This is a genomic window from Helicobacter muridarum, from assembly GCF_000765805.2.
Classification (GTDB): Bacteria; Campylobacterota; Campylobacteria; order Campylobacterales; family Helicobacteraceae; genus Helicobacter_A; species Helicobacter_A muridarum.
On record NZ_JRPD02000019.1, the window covers coordinates 14,177 to 38,748 of the forward strand.

The window sequence follows — 24,572 nt, forward strand, 5'->3', positions numbered from 1 at the left end:
GATAGAGTTGTAATATATATCTGAACAGGAGAGCTAATGAAAAAAAACAAAAAATATAGTATTTTACTAAACAACATGAGAATTATATTCTCCTTATTTGCTTTTTTATTAATAGCAACATATGCTAATGCTAATAATAACAAAGAAAGATTCTATATAATGCCATATGAGCAACAAGAGGCAATCAAAGATCTAACAAATTCAATAATGCAAGCTAAGACTAAGATTGATATAGCTATCTATAGTTTTACTAATAGGGAAATTGCTAAAGCATTAAGAGAAGCAAGCAACAAAGGAGTAAAGATTAATATTATATATGACTCTGGGCAAAAAAAGGCTGAAAATAGCACTATAGGATATTTAGAAAAATTTGATAACATACATACATGTCTATTAGAGGGTAAAACTGCTAGAAATGGCAAATATAATGGGATCATGCATCAAAAAATGATAATTATAGATGACAACCTCATTGGGCTAGGTAGTGCAAATTGGAGCAAAAACGCTTTTGAAAACAATTACGAGACATTATATTTTACATATTCTACTGATACTGTAAAGAAAGCTTCGCACTATTTTAAAGATATGTTAAAACAATGCAAACCATTTATATAAGCAATTATTTTCATAAAGCAAACTGTTTTGTTTGCCAAACAAATGTAATTATTAAGTTAAATTATTTAATAGTTAAGTTCATTAAAGTGGGTTTTAGTAGATATTACTAAAAGTTACAAAGAGCATATTTTGCTTTTTTGATAAATAGCCTACTCGTAATATCTCATGATATTAAAGCCACCATCTTGAATATATTTTTCCTTTTGCATAAGCTTCATATCGCTACTCATCATATCTCTTATCAAATCTTGCAAACTATGCTTGGGTTTCCAACCTAGCAATTCTTGAGCCTTGCTGGAATCCCCTAGCAATAAATCAACCTCTGTAGGACGAAAATATCTCTCATCAACAACTACTACCTCCTTACCTAAAGGAAGCTTAATATCTCCACTACAAGAGTTAATAATCCCTTTTTCATTAATACCATCGCCAATAAACTCAATATCTATTCCAATCTCCTTAAAGCTTAGCCTCACAAACTCGCGAACTTCCGTAGTAACGCCTGTAGCAATAACAAAATCATCAGGTTTGTCCTGCTGTAAAATCAAATACATGGCTTCTACATAATCCTTTGCATGACCCCAATCCCTCTTAGCAGATAAGTTTCCAAGATATAGCTTATCTTGCAACCCAAGAGCGATTTTACTTACTGCGCGAGTTATTTTACGAGTTACAAATGTCTCACCTCTAATTGGGCTTTCATGATTAAAGAGGATTCCATTGCTAGCAAAGATATTATATGCCTCGCGATAATTTATAGTAATCCAATAAGCATAAAGCTTTGCGCATGCATATGGAGAACGTGGATAAAAAGGTGTTTTTTCATTCTGCGGGACACTTTGCACTAAGCCATAAAGCTCACTAGTAGAGGCTTGATATATTTTGCAAGTTTCTTGCATTTCTAAAATCCTAAGAGCTTCAAGCAAGCGCAAAGTGCCTATCCCATCTGCATTTGCAGTATACTCTGGAGATTCAAAACTAACTGCTACATGACTCATTGCAGCAAGATTATAGATTTCTTGCGGTTTTATCTCTTGGATAATGCGAATAAGATTTGTAGAATCTGTCAAATCCCCATAGTGTAAAAAGAAATTACGATTACTAATATGTGGATCTTGATATAAGTGATCTATTCTATCGGTATTAAAGAGAGAAGCCCTACGCTTAATTCCATGCACTTCATAACCAAGATTTAGCAGAAACTCAGCTAAATACGCACCATCTTGTCCTGTTATCCCCGTAATCAATGCTACTTTACTCATAATATATCCTTAAAGTTAGGTGATATTAGGCTATTGATTATAGCCAATATTCAAAACTTGTTAAGCTAAATTAACATAAAAACATATAATTTAAATTGTAATTTAGTATTATCATACATTACAAAAATGCTATCTAATATAAAAAATAATATTATAAAAATAGTAGAATCATAAATACTAGGCAAGTTAAATGATTATAGATTATTTTAATATGGAAGTATAAAGTAAACTTAATATTAACATGGCCGAGAGAGAGGGATTCGAACCCCCGGAGGTTTTGCCTCAACGGTTTTCAAGACCGCCGCTTTCGACCACTCAGCCATCTCTCGAAATAATGGAGGCGACACTCGGAATCGAACCGAGGAATCAGAGCTTTGCAGGCTCGTGCCTTACCACTTGGCTATGTCGCCATAATCATGTGGTGGTGCCCAAGACCGGACTTGAACCGGTACGAACTAGGTTCGAGGGATTTTAAGTCCCTTGTGTCTACCATTTCCACCACCTGGGCTAAACATACAAAATCTTAACAATAAAATGGAGCGGGAAACGGGGATCGAACCCGCGGCCCCAACCTTGGCAAGGTTGTGCTCTACCACTGAGCTATTCCCGCAAGCATCAAAAAGTCTAAATATAGACTAACGGTCATGGTGCGGAAGAGAGGAATCGAACCTCCATGCCTTGCGGCGCTAGATCCTAAGTCTAGTGCGTCTGCCAGTTTCGCCACTTCCGCAAAGAATAAACTGTTAAAACTAAGGCTATAATTATAACCAAAATAGGCTTAATATAACTTTAAACCATCAAATTAATACAAAACAATTTTGCACAAAAAATCAAAATAGAACAACACAACATAATATTATTTATATTTAAAATCAGCCATGATATTCGCCGTGTGTTTTAACTTTTCATTATCAAAATGTGTATAAATTCTACTTGTCTCAACACTGCTATGTCCAAGACTTTCTTGCACCAATACCAAATCCTTACTACGATTGTAAAGCAAGGTAGCAAAACTATGTCGTAATAAATGCGCACCATTTTTTGCCTTACGAATGCCTGCACTAAGTAGCAGATTCTCAATAATAACATAAATATAAGATTGTGCTGGGACATTAAATTTTCTATTGATAAACAAAGGCATATTGTCATCATTTGCATTAGAAAAATTTTTACGTAATTCAACCCATGCGTTATAATATTCATCAATCAAGTTTGCCTGCACAAAAACTACACGCATCTTATTACCCTTACCGCGAAGTCTCAAACGATAATAGCCACCTTCTAGCGAAATATCCTTATATCCGATTTCAAGAATCTCGCTAACCCTAGCTCCGCTATAAATAATCATAAGAATAATTAGCTGATTTCTAAGTCTTACTAATGGATTTATATGCTTTTGTCTAATATCATATCGCTTCAAAACCTCCAAGAATCTATCAATCTCATCCGCTGTTAAGAATTCCGGCAAATCATGCTTTGTGGAAGATTGAGAGCCAATAAGCTCCATAGAATAAATATGCGAAGCTCCGTTTTCGACTTCATTGTTCTTTTGTATAAACTCAAAGAAATTTGTCAGGGCAAATTGATAGTTTCGCAATGTTGCATTGCTAAGATTTGCAGTATAAATGCTTAAAAATTCTTGAACATTATTAACTTCAATCTCACGCATATCAGAAAATCCAGCTCTAATACAATAATCGTAAAAAAATAAAAGAGGATTAGCATAAGTATTAATTCCAAGCAACCCTATACGCCTAGCCTTTTTGCAGATTTTACGAATATCATCAATAGAATTTCTGCCACCGCTTTGAATCTCTTGTATAACTTCTGCAAACGCTTTTTTATCCTTAACGCGATATGCAGTTAGATTCATAAATTTTGCATAAAAAAATCTTTCAAGCCAAAATCTAATAGAGACGTCAAAACCTTTCTCATTGTTCAATAAATATGCCATGTAAAATCCTTTTAGTATTTATTAGGCTTTCAATCGAGTTAAAGAGCGGGCATATAATCAGTAGGGGAACTAGCAGTAGCAAATGGTTTTTTGGCAATGCGACCGGCCTCATAACTTAGTCTACCAGCTTCTACTGCAAGCTTCATTGCTTGTGCCATTTTGATTGGATCTTTTGCTTGTGCAATAGCTGTGTTGCTTAACACACCGTCAGCTCCAAGCTCCATAGCAATGCTTGCATCACTAGCACAACCAACGCCAGCATCTACGATTACAGGAATACTTATTGCTTCTTTAATAAACATAATATTGTATTTATTTTGGATTCCAAGTCCACTACCAATAGGAGCAGCTAGCGGCATAACAGCACTTGCACCACTATCTTCCAATTTTTTTGCCATTATGGGGTCATCATTTGTATATACTAGGGTTTTAAATCCAGACTTGGCTAGAATCTTAGTAGCCTCTAGCGTTTCTACTACATCAGGATATAGTGTTTTTTTAGTATCACCAATAATCTCAAGCTTAACAAAGTCAATACCTGTTCCCTCTCGCACTAACTCAAAGAGGCTAACAGCTTCTTTAGCAGTGGTGCAACCCGCAGAATTAGGCAAAAATGAAATATTTGTTCCCTTAAAATAATCTAAAAGATTTTCAGTTTTGTTATCAAGAATATTAATTCTCCTAACTGCAACTGTTATCATCTCCGCACCACTTGCCAAAGTAGCTTCCTTTGTTATTTGGAAATTCTCATATTTTCCGCTTCCTACAATTAAACGAGAATTAAATACCCTATTTGAAATAACCAGCGACATAATAGCTCCCAATAGTCTAAGTTTAATAATTAATATATTTTAATATAAAAAAATAGTCTATTTTTAAATATGGGATCCTCGAAACAAAAAAAAAAAAAAAAAAAAAACAATTAATATTAATTGAAACTTAAATAATATTTAATTATCAATTAATATTAATATTAAATATATTCATAAGTTATAATTTATTAATCGCTAAGTTATAGTAAATTATAAATAACACTATAATAAAATATTATGTTACAAATTTAAACATAAACATTTTTATAGCAGGAACAGGTCAATTAGTTATTTTTCATTTTTTTATATCATGACCTAGTGAGTGGTATAATTTTTTTAATGGCTCTAGGAACTTTTTTTCATCTGAATTTAAGTTGTCCTTTTCTAGCAACTTATAACATGAGAGAAAATATCCAAGCAAACAATCAAAATGATTACAATCAAGTAGAATTTTGATAAAAGCCTCTTTATTGATACTATCAAAACGCGGCTCTCTCTTAGTTTGTCGGCGCGTCAAGATATTTTCGGCAACATATATTTGAACTTGATTGACAGTGACATATTTATTTTGAGTAATATAGTTAAACAACGAAATACACTCCATTCTTACTTCTGTTAACTCACCTCTTTCATAATTTTCTATCATCTTATATACAGTAGGTCTAGATATACCAAATATCCTAGTTAAGTCTATAATTTTTATATCTAATTCCCTTAATCTTAAGCGCAGTGTAGCGCGAGTAATATCTCTCACAATCACTCCTTATTTTTTAATTATATCTTTTAACAAAAAAATAAATCTTTGAGAATCTTACAAAAAAAGATAGGAGATTTATAATTCACACAAATTAAAATCTATATAATCAACATTCCATCACCATAAGAATAAAATCTATATCTACTTCTTATAGCATTATCATAAACTCTTAACACTTCTTCCCTACCAATAAGAGAGCTTACTAATAATAAAAGGCTTGATTTTGGCAAGTGAAAGTTAGTTAACAAAGCATTGGCAAGTCTTGGAGGATTAAATGGGTGAAGAAATAATGAATTCTCTCCACATAACACCCCTATTTGTCTATCTTGTCCTTGTTTATCCTCAATATTTTTAGATAGAACTAATCTATCTTTACTAATGCCAATATTTATAGATTTATCATTATGCAAACATTTATTATTCAAATTGGCTTCTAAATCAAAACCTTGCTCATACGCGCTTGTTCTAGCAAACCATTCTATACATCGCAATGCAGTGGTGCCAACGCATAAAATCTTATTATGCTTAGCAATCTTAATTGCGCTAGAATCTGCAATACTGCAATATTCGCTATGAATCCTATGTTCTAATATAGAATTAGTTTTAATAGGTGCAAATGTGCCAGCCCCAATATGTAAAGTAACAAATGTGTAATGAAAGTTCTCCTTTAGAAATGCAAACATGGATTCTGAAAAATGTAGGCTAGCTGTAGGCGCAGCAACAGAGCCATCAATGCTTGCAAATATGCTTTGATAGTCTACTGCATCTTTAATATTTGCCTCTCTCTTAATATATGGAGGAATTGGAACCTTGCCACATTCTCGCAAAAATGCTATCACTTGAAAATCTGACATCGGAGATATACTATATATATTAGATTCTGTGAATTCAAGATTACCGTGTTTTGTGGCACTAGAAATAGATAAAATATCATAAAATAATACTTCTTTATATCCATAATCAAGAACTCTAATAACTCGGACTAGAGTTTTTAAATCACTAGCCATAAAAAAATCATTTTGTCTTACTCTGCCACGTATCTGGACTAAATGCCTTAACTCACCAAGTGGTTTATGATATAGAAACTCCCTTACCTTATTATGTAGGTAGCTAATGCTTATACTTGTATCATAAGATATAGGTTTATCTAGCTTGCTAGCATAGAATCTAGCTGGAATAACCTTAGTGTTATTCAATACAATAAGATAATCTCTAGGGATAAAATCAAATAGGCTTGCAAAAGTAGTATGTATTATTTCTCCTGTGTCTTTATAATAGACAAGCAATTTAGCAGATTCTTTTGGATATTTAGGACTTGTAGCAATAAGGTTTTGCGGTAGAGAAAAACTATAAGAATCTAAAAATAAATCTCTATAATCTTTATTGTATGCAATCATAATACTCAACTCTATTGTCGCTCATAACCAACAATACACAAAAAACAAATATATTAATTTTGGCTAAGAAGTAATCAAACGAACTAACCGTTTTTAACAAAGAATATAATCAAATATAAAATCAGTTTAAAGTCTAGCTACTGAATAAGGCCTAAGACCTAGGATCTGCAATAAATCCCTCAATAGCACTTTGCGCTACCACAGCTGCATTTGCTAGATATACCTCTGAACTTCTAGCTCCCATTCTACCAATGAAATTGCGATTTGTAGTAGAGATACACCTCTCATTATCACCTAAAATTCCCATATAACCGCCAAGGCATGCCCCACAAGTTGGATTACTAACAAGTGCACCAGCATCAAGGAGTATTTGAATATATCCCGCTTCATAGGCTAACTTGTAAATCCTCTGTGTACCGGGCGTTACTATTAAGCGAACCTTCTTATCAATTTTTTTTCCATTCAAAATCTCACTAGCAATCCTTAAATCGCTCAAACGTCCATTGGTGCATGAACCTATGAATGCCTGTTGAATGGCTATTCTATCTTGCTTTGCTTGAGAGATACTTTTACCATTGCTTGGCAAGAATGGATAAGCCACCACAGGATCAAGGGCATTTAAATCAATCACTATATGCTTTATATATTTGGCATCATTATCACTTTGGTGAAAAATAGGCTCACTTCTTAACTTACCATTTAACACTCGCATATCCTCTATGAATGCCTTTGTAATAGAATCTGGAGCTATAATTCCATTCTTTGCCCCAGATTCAATAGCCATATTGCAAAGCGAAAACCTATCGTCCATACTAAGAGATTCTATACCTTCACCACAAAATTCCAAAGCCCTATATAAAGCACCATCAACACCTAATATACGTATGACTTCTAAAATCAGATCCTTGCCACTAACCATATCTTGCAATTTGCCTACAAATTCAACCTTAATACTTTGTGGAATCTTAAACCAATTTTTACCAGTGATCATGGCATAAGCTAGATCAGTACTACCCATTCCCGTGCTAAATGCTCCAAGTGCACCATGAGTGCAAGTATGAGAATCTGCACCAATTATTACATCTCCGCTTACCACCAAACCCTTCTCTGGCATAAGAGCATGTTCAATGCCCATATCTCGCTCATCAAAAAAATATTTTAAATCATGCTTTAGGGCAAAGTCGCGACTAATTCGCGCTTGATTAGCAGAGGCAATATCCTTTGCTGGAATGAAATGATCCATAACAATAGAAAAATTATCAGGTTTTGCTAGCTTTGTGGCTCCGACTTTTTCAAACTCCTTAATAGAAATAGGAGTGGTAATATCATTTCCAATAACCATATCAATATCAGTTTCTATGATTTCATCAGCATAAACCTTGCTACCTACATGATGGCTAAATATCTTTTCTGTAATAGTCTGTGACATGATTGTCCTTAGTTCTGGGTTAAGGGAATATATTATGATTGTAGTATATTTATGTAACTTTTTTACGTTTTACAATAAATATCCTTATAATAACGTTACTATACAGTTATTGATAAGCAGTGATTAGAATCTACTGTAGCTAAGTCTTTTGTGAATAAATCTTGAATAAATAAAATATATGAGGGATACATGCGCTACTTTGTGCTTATTTGGTGTTGTATGATATGTATTGGTGGTATGATATTGCCATTTATATGGAAATGGAACAAGGACAAAACACCAAACACATTAACTATAACAAACAATCAAGAAACTCCAATATTAAATAAGCCAATAGAAAATCAACACATTCCAAAAGAAATAAGCTTAATTATGGGGGGCGATGCTCTACTTCATAAAGCAGTATATATGGACGGTAAAAAAGAATCTAAACCAATAGAATCTAAGAAAAAGCAAGAGCAAGATAGTATAGATAAGACTAACAAATCTGAAACAAAACAAAATGAATCAAATGATAACAAATATGACTTTAAAATCATGCTAAGTTTGCTAGCTCCAATTATACAAAAGCATGATTTAGCATTTTATAATCAAGAAAGCCTACTAGGAGGTACACAACTTGGGCTAAGTAGCTATCCTGCATTTAACTCTCCGCAAGAATTTGGCGATTCTATGCTTGAGGTTGGCTTTAATCTCATTTCACTAGCAAATAATCACACACTAGATAGAGGTGAAAAGGGGGTTTTAAGCTCATTAGAATATTGGAAAAGGCAATCAAGCAAAATGGATATTATAGTTGCTGGTAGCTATGAATCCCTAAAAGATAGAAATACACCTAGGATTTTAGAAAAAAATGATATTACATATACTCTTCTTGCCTATACATATGGCACAAATGGCATACCAATCCCAAAGGGTAAAGAATATTTAGTTAATGTGTATACTAAGGAAATGCTAAAAAATGATATAAAAGCAATTAGAGATAAGGTTGATTTGCTAATTGTGTCTATGCACTGGGGAATAGAATACACATTTATACCAACAAAAGAGCAAAGAGAGATAGCTAAGCTATTAGCAGAACTTGGAGTAGATATTGTAATTGGTAATCATCCCCATGTCATTCAACCTATTGAAATGATTGGGGATTGCCTTATTATTTATTCACTGGGAAATATGCTATCAGCGCAACAAGGAATTGAGCGAAAGATTGGTATGATTGTAAGTCTTAATATAATGAAAAATGAAATAAGCTTCAATACAAAGCCTAACACTAAAGAATCCATTGCAAATGACTCTATTCTTGGAGAATCCGATCTGCAAGTTACATCTAAAGTCATTAACACATTTGGCACAAGAAAAATTACTATAAAAGATATAAAGGCGGATTTGATTTACACATATCACGATGATAAAAAGAAGAATTTCAAAATTATTCCATTTAACAAGCTAGATAACTCAATACTGCCTAGAGCAAATGACATCAAAGAAGAATATATCAAGATAATAGGATTGAACAAGCAAGAAAATATAAAAATCGGAATAGATTATTAAGACTCTCTACTACTTAAGATATTCTCTAAGAATTAATATATAGTATAAACAAATTAAACAATATAAAATGAAAACCTATCATCTTGGTAATTCTGAATATGAATTTATATTAATCAAAAAGATTCGCTATTTTTTTGTATTAGGAAATATAAATCTAGGCAAAGAATTTATAGCAAGCAAAGATTCTACATTTTGCACAATTTGCTTTATGATAACATCACTCTTATTGGAATCTAATTCCAACTCTAAACTTTCACAATCAACAACTACATAACGCTTATCTCTTGTGGCCCACTTTATTGTGTCTTTTTTAGAAAATACCCCTAATGTCGGGATTGCTAGATTTGAGGCAATATGAATTGGACCTGTGCTAGGCGATATTAATAGACTAACGCGTGAGAGCATTTCAACTAAATTTAAAACATCATCATTGTTTTTAAAAATTGTGATTTCTGAATCTAAAGTATCAGAGAATTGTTGCATTTGTTTCATAAAACCATCATGCACAGCAGGATAAGTAATAACTAGTACTCTGCAATAAGGAATACGTGCAATAATTTGAATTAACTTTAGCCACGCAGACTGTGGCAATGTATATTTAGAAGCAATATTAAAAGGATTAATTGCAATAAGATACAAATAGCTACTACACTCCACCATTGTTTTCTGCAAAAATGAAGTAATATTTGCCTTATGCTCTAAGCTAGTTTGTATCCTGCACAGCTCTAATATAGGCTGCAACCCCATACATTCAATTTGTTTATGACAGTCATATATGGAAGGATTAATTTCTCTTACTAACATAGAAATTCTTTCTGCATTGCTCATTCTGCGATATATAGCTAATGAGCAAATAGGTATCGTCCTACAATACGAAGCAATAAGTGATGATATTTTTATCCCTGTAATAACTTGCGTATCACATGCGGCTAAATCTCTAATGTATCCACCTTTTGCATTAGTTAAGATTAGATAATCACAGTTATATTCTTTGATATGTAATGCGGATTCTTTAGTTAATATATGAATATCCACTACATCATCAACAAAAGAGCAATATTGCAATAAACGTTTCATAAGAGCATTCCCAAAGACTATCAAATGGCAATTATAAAATTTTTTGCATTCATATAATGCTTGGAAACAATTTATATTATCACCTAACCCATAATGGTGAATAAAACCTACAACCATAAATGCTCCTTAATATATCTAAAGTCTAAAAGAATAATATAAAAATCTCAAGCATATTTTTAAGCAATCAACGCAAATAAAAAGATGCAAAATATTATGATTAGATATGCTAAATATCTTACAGTTGATAATTTTTATTATTTAAAACAAAAAAATGCCAAAAATGTAAAGAAAAACTTTACATTTTGCTTGACATAGTAGATTCAATAATGTAGAATTTGATTGCGTTTCCTAACGAAGGGCGCAGGTTATTTATCTAAAGGTTACCCCTCCAATTCCTTGATGATAAAAGCCTTTTTTTCAAAATCTTTGCCTACCCCACATGTAAAGATTTTGTTACTCTCCACTCCTTTTATATGCTCCCAAATCTTGGAGCTTTTATTTTCATTTTACTCCTTTGTTTTATTTAAGATTTAACCTTTTTGGGTTTTTACCCAAGAGAGGTTTGTATTTATGCTTTTCCCATAAAATAGCTAATTTATAATCAAAAATAAAAGAATTTAAGATATAATATAAAGTTTCACACTTTTTACATTTCTTAAAGGTTATATTCATGAGCACTAAAAAGAAATTAATAGGGTATGCTTCTCAATCCCTACTAGGAATCTTTATCATGTTTTTTGCTGTAGCTTGCTTCAAGCAAAACACACCACAGCATCAAGATGACGCAGAGCTAGATACGAGTGAAATAACTAAGTTACATCAGGAAATGAATGAAAAAAATGGATTAACAAATGGGTATTTTGCAAGTATCGCAGTTGCAAATGATGAATATGATAAAGCTTATAAAATATACTATGAAGAGTGTAAAAAAGGCTCTACTATAAGTTGCCTAGACGCTTATTTCATAGGCGAAGAAAGAGGACTTGAGGAATATAATAGTGAAATGTTTACAAAAGATCTTGAAGCTAGCGTAAAACGAAGTCTAAAGGCATGTAATGAAAATATTAGCCTTGGTTGTGTAAATACTTTTTTTGCATTTGAATCCCTAGATGAAAATGATGAATTTTTAAGAGAAATTCTTTACCCTATCTTAGAAAAAGTTAATGATGAACATATAACAGATAAAGCTCTTAATCTTACAAAAAAAGAATGTGAAAATGATGATGCCACATCATGTTTCTACCATGCTAGGATTTTAAGATCAATTGATAGTTATGCAGATGTAGATTATCTTGTTGATAAAAATTTAAATCTAGGCTATGCGCTTGCTCCATTTGTATTGTTGCAACAACAAGCTCCACAAAATCTTGCTTATTTTAAACGTGCATGTGATATTGATGAAGCAGTATCATGTAGATATGTTGGATATTGGTTAGAAAAATACGAAAATGATTTATCCGGTGCCAAACAGTTTTATAAAAAAGCATGCGATTTAGGCTTAGAACAATCATGTATAGATGCTAGCAAACCAGCTACACAGAAAAAAGATGAACTAGGAGCTCCTGTCGTCCCGCGAAGATAATCAAACTTAACAATAAATTTGTCATTACAGATTAGATATGAATATTTTATTATTTTTTATTTTATTATGTTGGAGATCTAATGGAGAATAATGGTAAGCAAATATCTGCCGTAGCACTCTTTAGTGGTGGTTTGGATTCTATGATTTCTATGCAACTTTTAACCGAACAAGGAATTAAAGTATATGCCCTAAACTTTAACATAGGATTTGGTAGCAATAAAGATAAAAGTGAGTATTTCCATAATGCTGCCAAGCAAATAGGAGTGGAACTTATACAAATTGACATAGCAAAGCAGTTTTTTGACAATATACTCTTTAAACCAAAATTTGGATATGGTAGGTTTTTTAATCCATGTATTGATTGCCACGCTAATATGTTTTCTCATGCATTTGCAAAAATGTTGGAACTTGGAGCAAATTTTGCTATTAGCGGCGAGGTGCTAGGGCAAAGACCAAAAAGCCAAAGAAAAGAAGCACTAGACCAAGTAAGACAGCTAGTAAGAAAAATAGGGGAAAATCCAATCTATGATTCTATCCTTAGTAGAGATGGTAACGATCCAACAAAACCAAAAACACTAGATGAACTTATGGTTAGACCCATGAGCGCAAAGCTTTTGCCTGAAACTTTCCCTGAAAAAATTGGTTGGATAAAAAGAGATGGCTTGTTGGGTGTAAGCGGCAGAGGTAGACAAACACAACTTGCACTTTTAGAAAAATATGGTTGGAAGTATCATGAAAAGCCAGGCGGTGGCTGCTTACTCACAGATACCTCTGTAGCCCTAAAAATTAAAGATATGATATCTCACAGACAAGTTGTATTTGAAGATATTCATCTGTTTAAGGTAGGTAGATATATGGTGCTAGATGATGGTGCTAGACTAATTGTTGCGCGCAATGAAGAAGAAAATAAAAAGCTAAATATAGAAAATACTAAAATGGATAAGATTATTCCAAAAAATGCCAAAGGTCCTCTAGCCCTAATTGATAAAAGCGCAACAGATTCTGAACGATTACTTGCTGGGCGAATCGTGCTTGGATATTCTAAGACTAATTCAAGCCAATCATATAATGTGCAAATTGGGGAATCTGACTTTTGTTTAACACCATATCCTAAAGAGGAAGCAAGTAAATATCTCTTATTGCAACAATAACATCACCGCATTCTTAAGATAATATTAATCTACTTGCTGATTAAAATATTTTTAACTAAAACCTAGCAAGATATTTATTAGGATAAAAGTTACATCAAACTATATTTAATATCAATAAATCACTCAAACAATTTTCTAACTATAAATAAAGAATAGTATTAACCAATGCTTAAATTTTTTATTGCGTTTTAATTTATTCCTCAAGTTACTGGCAGTTATTTAAAAATACATATAATTAAGCATTTATGATTTTTAAGTCAGCCTTGCTACTGAATCATAAATGCTTAATTAAGGAGAATATATGATTTATACAAAAGATTTAATTATTAATAGTCTAAAACGACTTAGTATCACACTAATAACTATTGCTACTATATTAATAAGCAATATGGCTTTGGCATTCGAGAAACAAATTCCTCACAGAGATTTTACAATCATACTATCTAGTCCAAAAAACTTTGTATCTGGTAAGAATGAATTTCAACTAAGTATAAAGAAAGGGGATAAGTTTATTAAGGATTCTGATATTAAGTTAACCTTCAATATGCCTGAAATGCCCGGTATGCCAAAGATGAGTGAACTAGCAACTTTATCTTTGGATAATGATGTATATAAAGGTGAGGTTGTTCTTCCACATGGTGGAACTTGGCAAATAAGAATCCAATTTAGTGTGGACAATAAAAAATATCAAGCAAAAAGCAGCATAGACTTTTGATTCATAAGGATTGATAGTGAGGCTTTGTTATATATTATACATAGTTTGCACCATCGCCTATGCTAACCAGATTGACGACTTAATTCAAGAAAGCCTAAACAATAATGAAAAAATAAAGCAACTTGAATATCAAATTCAAGCCCTTGAATCAAAATCAAGAGCGGATGCAAAATGGGATAATCCAAAGCTAAGTATCTTATACAACAGTGCGGAAGTAAACAAACCGCTCAAACTAGATTCTAGTGAAATGCAAAATATAAGCATTGGACTAATTCAAAACATAGATATGAACGGTAAGAGAAAGCTTAAGTCAAATATAACTAGACGACAAGCGCAAATAAAGATTCTTGAACTAAAAAATCTAAAAAATCAATATTCATTCTCTCTGATACAAAATGCCATAAACATTTATACAAAAAAACAAATTCTAAATTTTACACAAGATTCAATTGAAAATATTGATACCCTTTTAAGAAGTCTGCAAGCTTCAAACAACTTTAATGCTATACAAATGCAAAAGTTAAGTTTGCTAAAAGCAAAGCTAGAAATTAAAAAAAATGAGTTAGAAAATGAGTTAGAAAACTCACATATATCTATAAGCGAAATTAGCTTTGGCAATATTCATCAATCTAATAATAGCAAAAATACCACATCTATGTTTAATTGGGATGAAATAAACGATAATGAACTTGAATCATCAAATATATCACAAAGATATAAAATAAATGATCAAGAGCTTATAGACACAATTATGCAAAGCAATTATGAAATTGTTGCCGCAAAACTACAAGACAATATTAGCCTAGATTATATAAAAGTGGCTAAAAAAGAATTTATCTCAGATCTAGGAGTGAATCTAGCATACATGTTACGAGTTAATAGGACGGATATGTTTACTATTGGGTTTTCAATGCCAATACCAATGTTTGGCGCAGAAAGAGCAAAAATTGAACAGGCAAATTATGAAAATCTAGCTCAAAAAAGTCAGACTATGGAAATTAGCAATAGGATAAAGCATAATACTATGAATCTTATTAGCAAGCTAAAGACACTTAAAGAAAATCTTTCGATTATAGATTCCACATTAATACCAGCCAATAAGAATATTATTGATATCTATAAACATCATGCTACAAGCCAAAGTGGCGCATTTATAGAGTTTTACACTGCATTGAACGAACAAATAGAAGCGCAAATTCTAAGATTGCAAACCATGGCAGACATAGCAATAACATATTATAACCTACAAAGCCTAAAAGGAGAAATATGACATTTAGCTCTTATAAATTGGCTAGCTTACTGTGTTTAAGCTTGTTATTGAACTTAGGACATGCCAGCCCTAACCACAACGCTACTGTAATGAACAATGAAAACCTAGAATCCATATTAATAGATTCTAAACAAAAGTTAGAGTCTGCAAAGATATTAAATAATAATGATATTAAAATAGCAAGTAGTGAATCAAAAACAAGTGAAAAACTAAATATAAAGCAAGATATATTTTCATTCCCAACTATAAATGCCAGTCGTCAGATGATTTCTGATTCTAAGCGGTATTATGCCAGTGTTAAGGAGGATGAGGCTAAGGTATATAGCCTTAGTATGCGGGCTGATGGCTTTATAGAAAATCTATTTGTAACTCAAACTTATACCAAAGTAAAAGCTAATCAACCATTATTTTCATTCTATGCTCCAGATATTATTGATGCTCAAAGTGAATTGCTAGCTACTATGTCTCATCCACATATAGCAGAACAAAAACTACTGTTACTTGGAGTTAGCCCTAAAGAAATTACAAAGCTAAAAACAATGAAAAAAACTATCAATGCTGTTACATTTTACGCACCATTTAATGGAATAGTATTTACTAAAAATGTCAATAATGGCAGCGGTGTAAAAAAGGGAGATGAAGTATTTAGAATCGTAGATATAAGCACATTATGGGTAATAGCACAAATAAATCAAGAAGATTTAGAATTTATCAGACAAGCAAATAATACAGCATATGTAAAGATAGAAGGACATGATGAGAAAATAGCAATAACTCTAGACAGAATCTATCCAAACGTAATAGATAATTTTGTCCAAGCTCGTTTTATATTGCCAAATAACAATTTACTCTTCTTCCCTAATGCTTTTGCACAAGTGATTATAGAATCAAAGCCAAAGGAAAGGCTTGTTTTACCTAAAAATGCTGTGCTTTTTAAGAATGGGAGGCACTTTGTATTTATCAATGACGATGGGGAATTTATGCCACAAGAAGTTCAAGCAAGGAGAATACTTGGAAGTGAATTATATGAAATCACATATGGACTAGAAGAAAATGAAGCAGTAATAAAAAATGCGCTATTTGTTGTAGATTCAGATGCTCAAAATAATGACCTGTTTTAATAATTGCTTAAACAAGCGATACTATTTAAATCCCAATTATGATGTATATGCATGTGCAAGGTAAGAATTTATCATGTTGGGCTACTACTTTTGTATCTGTGCTAGTAATTGTGAATTGAGTGAATAATTTGCCAGCGTAGAGAAAATCTCTATAAATAAAGCATCTTAGAATCTAAAAATTCATAGCAAGCTATTTCGATATGTTATCCCTACAGGAATTTGAGTGCTGTATCTCTAGCACTCGCCTAAAGGCTCAACATGAAAAAAGTAAATATCTCTTAGTAACCTTAAATATATCTCTTAATGCTACATTGAAATATTTAAACACTTCTATTTATTTAATTTTAATAATACTTTAATTAACTCAATGAGAATCTTATTTAACATATTGAAAGATATATAGTAAATTTCTATCATAAAAAGATGAACCCCACAAATCTTTCAATATAACAACGAATAATCCCTACATTCTAGAAAAAAATCAAACCTAGCCCCTAATGCCAAATTCGTCATATACATCTAATCGGCTAACAAATTCATTACCGAATATGCTTGTCTTATGACAATGAAGCATAAGTCGTTTTGCTTTTCTTGAATGTGTTTTGTTGTATCTAACATCTCCTATGATTGGGAATTTAATAGAAGCTAGATGGATTCTTATTTGATGAGTTTTACCTGTCGGAATGCAAATCTCAAGTAGGCTTTTATTACCTATTATAGCCAAAGGCTTAATGATAGTACAAGCTTTAATTCCAAACTCTGACAATATAGCTCTTTTACTTGTTTGTCTAGATTCAACAGATATATTACTTGTTATCTCCCTCTCTTCGCTAATTTTGCCATCAACCAAAGCATAATAAATTTTATCTACTCTTTGTGCCTTAAATTCATCAATAGCTTTAAGCCTTGTCTCTTCATTCTTTGCTAGTAAGATAACACCTGATGTATCCCTATCTAACCTATTAATGAGCTTATATGGAGCATATTGATTCTGCAACTCATAGCTTTCAATGCCATATGGCTTATCAATAACTATAATATTAAAATCTTCAAAGATAATATATTGCTTTGGTTCTATAATTTTAAATTTTGTGCCGCGTCCAAGCAATGTTCTTGCTATCTCAAGTCTTACACCATTTACTTGCACAACACCACTATCAATAAGATTCTTAGCTTTATTAGTTGATATTCCTTCTTGTATGGAAAGCAACTTATATGCTTTTATTCCAGATTGATCAAATTTTTGAGTGTTATTGCGTTGTGTATCTTGGTTTTTATTAAAGAATTGATAATATGTAGAGCTTCTTATTCGTTTACTTTTCTTCATATTTTGGAGTCTAGGTAATTTGGACTTATCCATGCCAAGCAAATCAACATGGAAAGAAATAAAATCTAAAAACTTATATTATTAGCCAAAGAGCTTAATTAGTCTGCATGCAATTCTAAATTAATCAAGATTGTAACTTGTTCGCCCATAGTAATACCGGATGTATCTTTTGCAATCCCAAAATCTTTACGATTAATTTTACCTTCTAAGCTTAATCCCCATGTTTCTTTTTTGGTTTTAGGATTATCTACAGGTCCATTAATTTGTCCTGTTAAGATGACTTTCTTTGTAATACCCTTTAATGTCAAATCAGCCTCAACCTTTAATCCTTTTTTATCTTTTATAATTTTAGTAGACTTCAACATTCCTTTAGGAAAGTTACTAGCATCAAGGTATTCAGCACCAAGCAAATGCTCATCTCTTTTAGAATTTCTTGTGTCAATCTTATCGATACTAATCCATCCTTCTAGATTTACTAGGTTTTTAGTCTTGGGATTAATATCAACCATTCCTTCAAATTCAGAAAAACTCCCATTAACTTTTGAAACACTCATATGTGAAACGCTAAAATCTACACTAGAGTGAATTTTATCAATATTATAAACTGCTCCAAATACATTAGAACTCAACATCCCAGCTAAAATCGCACTCAACCATATTTTGCTCATCAATAATCCTTAGTTAAAATATTTGCCTAGTGGTTGCACTTTAAGCAAGTTAGATAATGATAAGTGGCTAAGGTAAATCGATAGGAAACCTCAATATAGCTATCCCACTTCATTTAAAAAAATCAAAATACCTTCATACCAAAATTATCTGCTACGCTTAAAACCTCATTTATATTTATATCTACCCAATCCTTATTTATCCAATCTCTAGGATTAATAAAATGACCTTGTAAAATAAGCATAAAGTGTATGCCATCAATAAGATTAGCTGTGCTGTTTCCTACCTTACCAATAACTAATGGTGCTTTAATAGGCTCTTCTATATTAGATATTTCTTGTAAGTTAGCATATACAGAGCTAAGCCCTAGCGCATGATTTAGCATAATTAAATTGCCATATGAGCTAAACTTACCAGCAAATCCTAGTGTTGCATTATTGCTACTTATAACATTGCTACCAATAGAATCTAACAAATCTATTCCAAACCTAGTATTTGAAGCTATACTTTCCTTATGATAATTAAATGTGCGCATATCTCCAAAACGTCCAGAGGTATTACTAAAATTTACAGGCACAAAATTATTAAAGCGAATTAGACTAGATTCTTGATTAGAAATAGAATTACTAAATACTTTGGAAAACTTCACAAGACTTTTGTTATCTTCATTTCTTAAAGATTCGTTTAAAAACTGGAATTTCTGAACGTCAGATATAACATTGCTAGGGAATACAATAGCGGAATCTAACCTAGATATAATTCTGTCAAAATAATTATCATTGATAGATGTTATGATATTTCTCTTATGTCTAATGCTATTGATATTGACATCTAGCGGGATTTTAAATATTTGCTTATTCATAGCCATGTCAGTGATATGTATTTCTGCATCAAAAAAACTACTATCAAGAGTCCATGCCACTAGGCACAAATATACAGTTTTGCCATATTTATTTCTATATGGGAAAGCAGTGAAGCTATGCCTACCATTATATATATGAACATTATAAATTTTAGACTGTGGCATATTACCATAAATTGGCAAATCCTCAATATGAAACGCTATAAGCGCGCTTCCTCCATATGTGATTCTCTCTGATGTAGATATAATTTGAATCTTAGGCAACTCGGTGCTAATGGTTAAATGTTTATTGATTGTAGTTGTATTACCTCGAAAAAAATTTGCATTGCTCCAATCCCTAACACTTACTGTATAAATGATTTCATCTCCATTATTTAAATTATAGTCTATGAGTTGTGGCAAGAATACATCGATTCTATCTTGTCTTTTTGTTAGAACTTCATCTTTGCTAAGCAATATTTCTCCATCTGCTTTTGCTATTTGTATATGGTAGCTAAGCAATCCGCTAGAATCAAATGAATGCAGTTTAATGGTATTAACAGGATTAAAAAATGGTGAGTTAAAAGCGTAGGTTTGTTTATCCTTGATAAATAATAATTCTACATCTGGCGGTATACGCTCAAATCTAGCAGTATTAAATATCAAATAACAAAAAAAAATTAATATCGTAAAAAAAACAGAAAACAGAATTCTTAACATAGCTAACCTAAGAAACTATATTGTAATATGATAAAACTTTATATAAAGTTGTAATAATGCAAAGCAGATACAAATTAATTAGAATATGTCTATGGAGCTTCAAAGAAATTGATTCAATAAGCTTAGAACCAATAATAACTCCTATCAAAGAAAATAGTCCTAATATAATACCAGCTCCATAAACCGAACTATTCATAATACCATTTGAAACAAAAGATATACTACCAGCACATGATGCACAAGCGATAAAAAATAAGGATAATACCACAGTTTTCTTTACCGAAAAGCCAAGATAATATGCAAGTAAGGGAGTCATAATAACACCCCCTCCAATGCCTAATGATATGGCAAATAAGCCAGTAATAGAGCCGATTATGACTAAAATAGTAGATTGCTTGCGAGTTGATAGGTTGACTTGACTAGGCTTTGGCTTGGAGTTTGAAAGAAATTTGTAAAATGTATAGCAGCTAACTAATAAGAATATGCTCATAAGATTCTTAGATGATATGCCAGATAAAACAAATCCGCTAAAAGATGCTCCAATAGCACCGCCTAATCCTAAAAAAAAAGCATCCTTTATATCAATATTTCTCTTAATAAAATTAATGAAGCTACCAAAAAATGAAGAAAAAATCATTTGCATGACAGAGATTCCCACTGCGTCATGCATAGAGAAATTCAAGTTTGGAATGAGATAATGTATATATAACATACAAGGCACAATAATCATGCCACCACCAATTCCAAATAACACCGAAATAGTGCCAGTAACAACGCCTAGTAAGGCTAAAACTACATATTCCATAAACAACAAATCTCTTCTGGTATAGTTTATAAAATTATAACAACAATACAATACAAAACGCACAAAATATGTGCATCTTGAAATCATAAATATACACATGATATAAATCATTAATTCAAAATTGCCTAACTATGATGATAAATGCAAAGGAAAGAATATTTTATTTTGAATGTAACTACGCCATCAACATTTTAGACTTTACTATAGTTAAATACTACAAGAATAACAAATGAATAATCCAAACGCATAATCTATGAAGCCATAATTGCAGATTTAGCGTATATTATAATGAAATATTGTTTATTATAATTAGCTTGACGTGAAACATCAGCTTTGTAGATTTGCTATAATCAATCTATGCCAAGAATTTAGAAGCTTCCTTAAACCCAAAACTAATAGCAAAAATCACTTAATAACTTGTCTTAAATAGCTCAATATCTTTTTACGCTGTATGGATCTCTATTATTAAAAGTAAAGCGTTGATGCCAATATGGATAAGCCAGTTTAGTTTGACTTGCTCTATCTAGCATTTCTATATGTTGAGAATCAAGCAAAATGTCACTAGCTTTGAGATTTGACATTAACTGCGTGGTATTTTTTGCTCCAATAACTAAGCTTGAAACAGTCGGTCTTGTAAGAACCCAAGCAAGCGAAATTTGTGCAAAAGAGTATCCTGTCTCCTTTTGGATTATTTCCAAGCAATCAGTGATATTATAGAGATGATTCCTATCTATATCCCATGCCCCACCAGTGCTAAGTCTAGAATCCTTAATATCCTCAAAGCCTCTCTTTATTCTACCAGATAGCATAGAACCACTTAAAGGACTCCAAACCAAAGTGCCAACACCCTCTTCAACACCCAATGGCATAAGCTCATTCTCAAATTCCCTAGCTGCTAGAGAATAATAGGCTTGATGAGCACTAGGTCGAGAGATGCTATAAGAATCAGCTACACTTAACATTTTCATTAAATGCCATGCAGAATAGTTACTAACACCAAAATAATGAATTTTACCCGCTTTAACTAACTCATTTAATGCCTGCAAAGATTCTAAATGCGGTGTCATAGCATCATAACAATGTAGATAATATAAATCTATGTAGTCTGTCTGTAGCCGCTTAAGACTAGCATCAACGCTTCTTATAATCTTTACTCTTGATGTTCCAATATCATTTGGATTTTCACTCATTGCCATACCTGTCTTTGTAGAAATAAATACTTCATCACGTCTATAGTCTTTCAAAGCCTCGCCAAGTATGAGCTCGGAATCTCCTAAAGAATAACAATCTGCAGTATCAAATGCATAGCAGCCATTATCCATACAGAGTTTTATTAACTCTTTTGCTTGTGGTAGTTTAGTGTCTCCCCATTTCTTAAACATTTCTGTGCTACCTGCAAATGTAGCTGTGCCAAGCATCATAGCAGGAATCACTTGCCCGCTATTGCCTAAATATCGATATTGCATATAAAAATCCTTTGTAATAAAATAGTATCAAATTTTATTGACAAATTATAAGGTTTCATTTACAATACAAGCCACTAAATCAGAACAATAAATTAAGGAATAATTATGCAAACTCTGATAATCTTCGCACATACTTTTTGGGACGAATCCAAAGTAAACAGAGCCTTATTAAAAGAAGTGGAACGTATAGAAACAATCAAGATTCATAATCTAACTACAACCTATCCTGATAACAAGATTGATATAAATAAAGAAATAGCATTGTTAAGCAAAGCAGATAAAATAATCTTTCAATTTCCTATGTTTTGGTATAGCACACCAAGCATTATGAAAGAATGGCAAGATAGGGTTTTAACTACTATATCAGATGGAAAGAATCCAGAGCTACTAAAAGGTAAGCAATTTCAAATTATAACAACAGCAGGTAGCAAAGAATCAAGCTTTGATGGGCATCATGGATACACAATTGATACGCTTTTATCGCCATTATATAACTCATTTGGCTATATGGGTTGTGAAATATTAATACCTTGTTGCATGTATGAAGCCAACGAAAATAAACTTGAGCTAGAGCATTATCTATCATGTATTCAAAGAGGAAAAACAATATGAAAAATATTTTCTCGTTAGTATTATATATAGCATGTTTTGTTAACACTGCTTTTGCAAATGGGTTCTATCATACAAATATAGCAGACACAGAGGTTTTTATCATATCTCTACAAAAGTCCAACCCACCAGTTGCAAAGCTTATTACAAAAGATGTTTCTATAAAAAATCAGGAATATCCACAAAATGAACATAATATAATGCTAATTAAACAAGACGGAGTAATTGCTCTTATAGATACCGGATTTCAGCACACAATAGAAACATTAAGACAAAAACTATCAGAACAAGATGTAAAATTTGAGGACATCACACATATATTAATAACACATGGGCATAAAGACCATTTAGGTGGCATACTTAATAAGGATGGGAAAACTAATTTCCCAAATGCTACACTTATTATTGATAAGAACGAATATGACTTTTGGACTAAAAGCAAAGATGAATTCGCAAAAAAATCCCTACAATCATTTGGAAAAAATATAAAATTTTTGGAATCCAATAAATCCATTTTTGATTCAAAGGCTATTATAAAACCAATTCCAGCATATGGACATACGCCAGGACACACATTATATTCTATTGAAGATGACAAACGAAAAATAGTCTTTTTAGGAGATATAATACATGTTTATGATGTGCAGATGAAGTGTCCGAAAATTGCTATAGAATATGATATAAATAAAAAAGAAGCAGTAAAAACTAGACTTAGGCTTTTTAAGGAATTAAAAGGTGTAGAAGTTATAGGAGTGCATATGCCATTTAGTAAACCTATAGTATTCAAACAAAAAATTAAAACTTTACATTAACATTTAAGAATCTATAAAGCCTAGATTAGCTAGAATACTAGATTTTAACTACGCAAAACTTAAGGAATAAATATGAGAAATAGATATATAGAAGCTTTCGAAAAATCGCAAATCGAATCTCAAACCAATAATAAGGTGATTCCAAATTTTAAAGCAGGTGATACCTTAAGGCTTGGCATAAAGATCAAGGAAGGCGATAAGAGCAGGATTCAAAACTTTGAAGGAGTTTGTATTTGTGTTCGCGGAAGTGGTGTTGGTAAAACTTTTACAGTACGCAAGATAGGTGCAAACAATATTGGTGTTGAAAAAATTTTTCCGCTATATAGTGAGAGTCTTGAAAAGATCGAAGTTTTGAGAATAGGACGAGTAAGACGAGCAAAGCTATACTACTTACGACAAAGACGAGGCAAAAATGCCAGAATTAAAGAAAAGAGAATTGGGGCATAAATTAACGATTCAATAAACCCAATTAATTATAACAAATAGCATATAAATAAACTTGCAATATCTCCTCTGGAAATAAACAATATATGTTGCTTATCATTACCTTTAAGGTTTGTAGATTGAATATTTAAGCTATTTGGAATCTTAATATCCACAGGATTTATATCCTGTGTAATTGATACTTGATTG

At 32.0% G+C, this 24,572-nt stretch carries 22 protein-coding genes and 5 tRNA genes; 10 read left to right on the forward strand and 17 right to left on the reverse strand.

The features are described from left to right. Positions 1-36: 36 nt before the first annotated feature. Positions 37-615 (forward strand): phospholipase D-like domain-containing protein, encoded by a 579-nt coding sequence (locus tag LS73_RS07515; RefSeq protein ID WP_052089817.1) that lies wholly within the window; start codon positions 37-39, stop codon positions 613-615. 149 nt (positions 616-764) lie between these two features. Here the strand turns inward: LS73_RS07515 and gmd are convergent, their stop codons facing one another. The 11 genes from gmd to LS73_RS07570 form a co-directional block, all read right to left on the reverse strand. Further along, positions 765-1,877 (reverse strand): GDP-mannose 4,6-dehydratase, encoded by a 1,113-nt coding sequence (gene gmd / locus LS73_RS07520; protein WP_034558613.1) that lies wholly within the window; start codon positions 1,875-1,877, stop codon positions 765-767. Positions 1,878-2,119: 242 nt separating this feature from the next. Beyond that, a tRNA-Ser gene (locus LS73_RS07525) sits at positions 2,120-2,206 on the reverse strand. Between the two features lie 6 nt (positions 2,207-2,212). Next, positions 2,213-2,287, reverse strand: a tRNA-Cys gene (locus tag LS73_RS07530). A 12-nt stretch (positions 2,288-2,299) separates the two neighbouring features. Then, positions 2,300-2,385: transfer RNA gene (locus tag LS73_RS07535), tRNA-Leu, on the reverse strand. Positions 2,386-2,412: 27 nt separating this feature from the next. Beyond that, positions 2,413-2,487, reverse strand: a tRNA-Gly gene (locus LS73_RS07540). A gap of 35 nt (positions 2,488-2,522) precedes the next feature. Next, positions 2,523-2,607, reverse strand: a tRNA-Leu gene (locus tag LS73_RS07545). A 126-nt stretch (positions 2,608-2,733) separates the two neighbouring features. Next, positions 2,734-3,831 (reverse strand): tyrosine-type recombinase/integrase, encoded by a 1,098-nt coding sequence (locus tag LS73_RS07550; protein ID WP_034558614.1) that lies wholly within the window; start codon positions 3,829-3,831, stop codon positions 2,734-2,736. A 38-nt stretch (positions 3,832-3,869) separates the two neighbouring features. Then, positions 3,870-4,643, reverse strand: a complete 774-nt coding sequence (locus LS73_RS07555) for a thiazole synthase (protein ID WP_034558616.1) — start codon at positions 4,641-4,643, stop codon at positions 3,870-3,872. Positions 4,644-4,938: 295 nt separating this feature from the next. Beyond that, positions 4,939-5,397, reverse strand: coding sequence for a hypothetical protein (locus LS73_RS07560; protein WP_052089609.1), 459 nt, complete (start codon positions 5,395-5,397; stop codon positions 4,939-4,941). Between the two features lie 101 nt (positions 5,398-5,498). Beyond that, positions 5,499-6,797: an S-adenosylmethionine:tRNA ribosyltransferase-isomerase gene (locus tag LS73_RS07565; protein ID WP_034557961.1), complete on the reverse strand. Its 1,299-nt coding sequence runs from the start codon at positions 6,795-6,797 to the stop codon at positions 5,499-5,501. Between the two features lie 151 nt (positions 6,798-6,948). Then, positions 6,949-8,226 (reverse strand): 3-isopropylmalate dehydratase large subunit, encoded by a 1,278-nt coding sequence (locus tag LS73_RS07570; protein WP_104692158.1) that lies wholly within the window; start codon positions 8,224-8,226, stop codon positions 6,949-6,951. A gap of 189 nt (positions 8,227-8,415) precedes the next feature. On the opposite strand from LS73_RS07570, the gene LS73_RS07575 reads away from it, so the two are divergent. Beyond that, positions 8,416-9,777: a CapA family protein gene (locus LS73_RS07575; RefSeq protein ID WP_233708831.1), complete on the forward strand. Its 1,362-nt coding sequence runs from the start codon at positions 8,416-8,418 to the stop codon at positions 9,775-9,777. Between the two features lie 126 nt (positions 9,778-9,903). Here LS73_RS07575 and LS73_RS07580 read toward each other — a convergent pair whose 3' ends face one another. Further along, positions 9,904-10,971 (reverse strand): glycosyltransferase family 9 protein, encoded by a 1,068-nt coding sequence (locus tag LS73_RS07580; RefSeq protein ID WP_034557962.1) that lies wholly within the window; start codon positions 10,969-10,971, stop codon positions 9,904-9,906. Positions 10,972-11,524: 553 nt separating this feature from the next. Between LS73_RS07580 and LS73_RS07585 the strand changes: the two genes are divergently transcribed. The 5 genes from LS73_RS07585 to LS73_RS07605 all read left to right on the forward strand — a co-directional run bounded on the left by LS73_RS07585 (position 11,525) and on the right by LS73_RS07605 (position 16,693). After that, the gene (locus LS73_RS07585; RefSeq protein ID WP_052089611.1) at positions 11,525-12,436 is read left to right on the forward strand and encodes a hypothetical protein; all 912 of its coding nucleotides are present in this window, start codon (positions 11,525-11,527) and stop codon (positions 12,434-12,436) included. 80 nt (positions 12,437-12,516) lie between these two features. Then, entirely contained in the window at positions 12,517-13,587 is a 1,071-nt protein-coding gene (locus LS73_RS07590) for a 7-cyano-7-deazaguanine synthase (protein ID WP_034557963.1), read from the forward strand. A 301-nt stretch (positions 13,588-13,888) separates the two neighbouring features. Beyond that, a complete protein-coding gene (locus tag LS73_RS07595) occupies positions 13,889-14,302 on the forward strand; it encodes a FixH family protein (protein ID WP_052089612.1) in 414 nt (137 codons plus the stop codon). A gap of 16 nt (positions 14,303-14,318) precedes the next feature. After that, complete coding sequence (locus tag LS73_RS07600) at positions 14,319-15,572, forward strand: TolC family protein (protein ID WP_034557964.1); 1,254 nt, start codon at positions 14,319-14,321, stop codon at positions 15,570-15,572. Beyond that, positions 15,569-16,693 (forward strand): HlyD family efflux transporter periplasmic adaptor subunit, encoded by a 1,125-nt coding sequence (locus LS73_RS07605; protein ID WP_052089615.1) that lies wholly within the window; start codon positions 15,569-15,571, stop codon positions 16,691-16,693. Before LS73_RS07600 ends, LS73_RS07605 begins: the two co-directional genes overlap by 4 nt. Positions 16,694-17,180: 487 nt before the next feature. Here LS73_RS07605 and LS73_RS07610 read toward each other — a convergent pair whose 3' ends face one another. The 5 genes from LS73_RS07610 to LS73_RS07630 form a co-directional block, all read right to left on the reverse strand. After that, positions 17,181-18,020, reverse strand: a complete 840-nt coding sequence (locus LS73_RS07610; RefSeq protein WP_052089617.1) for a pseudouridine synthase — start codon at positions 18,018-18,020, stop codon at positions 17,181-17,183. 98 nt (positions 18,021-18,118) lie between these two features. Beyond that, positions 18,119-18,688, reverse strand: a complete 570-nt coding sequence (locus LS73_RS07615; RefSeq protein WP_034557965.1) for a YceI family protein — start codon at positions 18,686-18,688, stop codon at positions 18,119-18,121. 122 nt (positions 18,689-18,810) lie between these two features. Further along, the gene (locus LS73_RS07620; RefSeq protein ID WP_034557966.1) at positions 18,811-20,247 is read right to left on the reverse strand and encodes a M23 family metallopeptidase; all 1,437 of its coding nucleotides are present in this window, start codon (positions 20,245-20,247) and stop codon (positions 18,811-18,813) included. Between the two features lie 7 nt (positions 20,248-20,254). Continuing rightward, the gene (locus tag LS73_RS07625; protein ID WP_034558209.1) at positions 20,255-21,052 is read right to left on the reverse strand and encodes a sulfite exporter TauE/SafE family protein; all 798 of its coding nucleotides are present in this window, start codon (positions 21,050-21,052) and stop codon (positions 20,255-20,257) included. A gap of 431 nt (positions 21,053-21,483) precedes the next feature. Further along, the gene (locus LS73_RS07630) at positions 21,484-22,518 is read right to left on the reverse strand and encodes an aldo/keto reductase (protein WP_034557967.1); all 1,035 of its coding nucleotides are present in this window, start codon (positions 22,516-22,518) and stop codon (positions 21,484-21,486) included. Positions 22,519-22,623: 105 nt separating this feature from the next. On the opposite strand from LS73_RS07630, the gene LS73_RS07635 reads away from it, so the two are divergent. The 3 genes from LS73_RS07635 (at position 22,624) to rplS (ending at position 24,386) form a co-directional block, all read left to right on the forward strand. Further along, positions 22,624-23,130 carry an NAD(P)H-dependent oxidoreductase gene (locus tag LS73_RS07635; RefSeq protein WP_034557968.1) on the forward strand — a complete coding sequence of 169 codons (507 nt, stop codon included), beginning with the start codon at positions 22,624-22,626 and terminating at the stop codon, positions 23,128-23,130. Continuing rightward, on the forward strand, positions 23,127-23,939 hold the full coding sequence (locus LS73_RS07640; protein WP_052089625.1) for an MBL fold metallo-hydrolase: 813 nt from the start codon (positions 23,127-23,129) through the stop codon (positions 23,937-23,939). The genes LS73_RS07635 and LS73_RS07640 overlap by 4 nt, the downstream gene beginning before the upstream one ends. A gap of 72 nt (positions 23,940-24,011) precedes the next feature. Beyond that, positions 24,012-24,386: a 50S ribosomal protein L19 gene (rplS, locus tag LS73_RS07645; protein ID WP_034557969.1), complete on the forward strand. Its 375-nt coding sequence runs from the start codon at positions 24,012-24,014 to the stop codon at positions 24,384-24,386. Positions 24,387-24,572: the final 186 nt, after the last annotated feature.

Coding starts and splice junctions, on each gene's coding strand:
- LS73_RS07580 (WP_034557962.1), bottom strand. CDS start 10,971: ATGGTTGTAGGTTTTATTCACCATTATGGGTTAGGTGATAATATAAAT.
- LS73_RS07635 (WP_034557968.1), top strand. CDS start 22,624: ATGCAAACTCTGATAATCTTCGCACATACTTTTTGGGACGAATCCAAA.
- LS73_RS07585 (WP_052089611.1), top strand. CDS start 11,525: ATGAGCACTAAAAAGAAATTAATAGGGTATGCTTCTCAATCCCTACTA.
- LS73_RS07595 (WP_052089612.1), top strand. CDS start 13,889: ATGATTTATACAAAAGATTTAATTATTAATAGTCTAAAACGACTTAGT.
- LS73_RS07640 (WP_052089625.1), top strand. CDS start 23,127: ATGAAAAATATTTTCTCGTTAGTATTATATATAGCATGTTTTGTTAAC.
- LS73_RS07570 (WP_104692158.1), bottom strand. CDS start 8,226: ATGTCACAGACTATTACAGAAAAGATATTTAGCCATCATGTAGGTAGC.
- LS73_RS07550 (WP_034558614.1), bottom strand. CDS start 3,831: ATGGCATATTTATTGAACAATGAGAAAGGTTTTGACGTCTCTATTAGA.
- LS73_RS07555 (WP_034558616.1), bottom strand. CDS start 4,643: ATGTCGCTGGTTATTTCAAATAGGGTATTTAATTCTCGTTTAATTGTA.
- LS73_RS07515 (WP_052089817.1), top strand. CDS start 37: ATGAAAAAAAACAAAAAATATAGTATTTTACTAAACAACATGAGAATT.
- gmd (WP_034558613.1), bottom strand. CDS start 1,877: ATGAGTAAAGTAGCATTGATTACGGGGATAACAGGACAAGATGGTGCG.
- LS73_RS07625 (WP_034558209.1), bottom strand. CDS start 21,052: ATGGAATATGTAGTTTTAGCCTTACTAGGCGTTGTTACTGGCACTATT.
- LS73_RS07610 (WP_052089617.1), bottom strand. CDS start 18,020: ATGAAGAAAAGTAAACGAATAAGAAGCTCTACATATTATCAATTCTTT.
- LS73_RS07605 (WP_052089615.1), top strand. CDS start 15,569: ATGACATTTAGCTCTTATAAATTGGCTAGCTTACTGTGTTTAAGCTTG.
- LS73_RS07630 (WP_034557967.1), bottom strand. CDS start 22,518: ATGCAATATCGATATTTAGGCAATAGCGGGCAAGTGATTCCTGCTATG.
- LS73_RS07615 (WP_034557965.1), bottom strand. CDS start 18,688: ATGAGCAAAATATGGTTGAGTGCGATTTTAGCTGGGATGTTGAGTTCT.
- LS73_RS07620 (WP_034557966.1), bottom strand. CDS start 20,247: ATGTTAAGAATTCTGTTTTCTGTTTTTTTTACGATATTAATTTTTTTT.
- LS73_RS07575 (WP_233708831.1), top strand. CDS start 8,416: ATGCGCTACTTTGTGCTTATTTGGTGTTGTATGATATGTATTGGTGGT.
- LS73_RS07590 (WP_034557963.1), top strand. CDS start 12,517: ATGGAGAATAATGGTAAGCAAATATCTGCCGTAGCACTCTTTAGTGGT.
- rplS (WP_034557969.1), top strand. CDS start 24,012: ATGAGAAATAGATATATAGAAGCTTTCGAAAAATCGCAAATCGAATCT.
- LS73_RS07565 (WP_034557961.1), bottom strand. CDS start 6,797: ATGATTGCATACAATAAAGATTATAGAGATTTATTTTTAGATTCTTAT.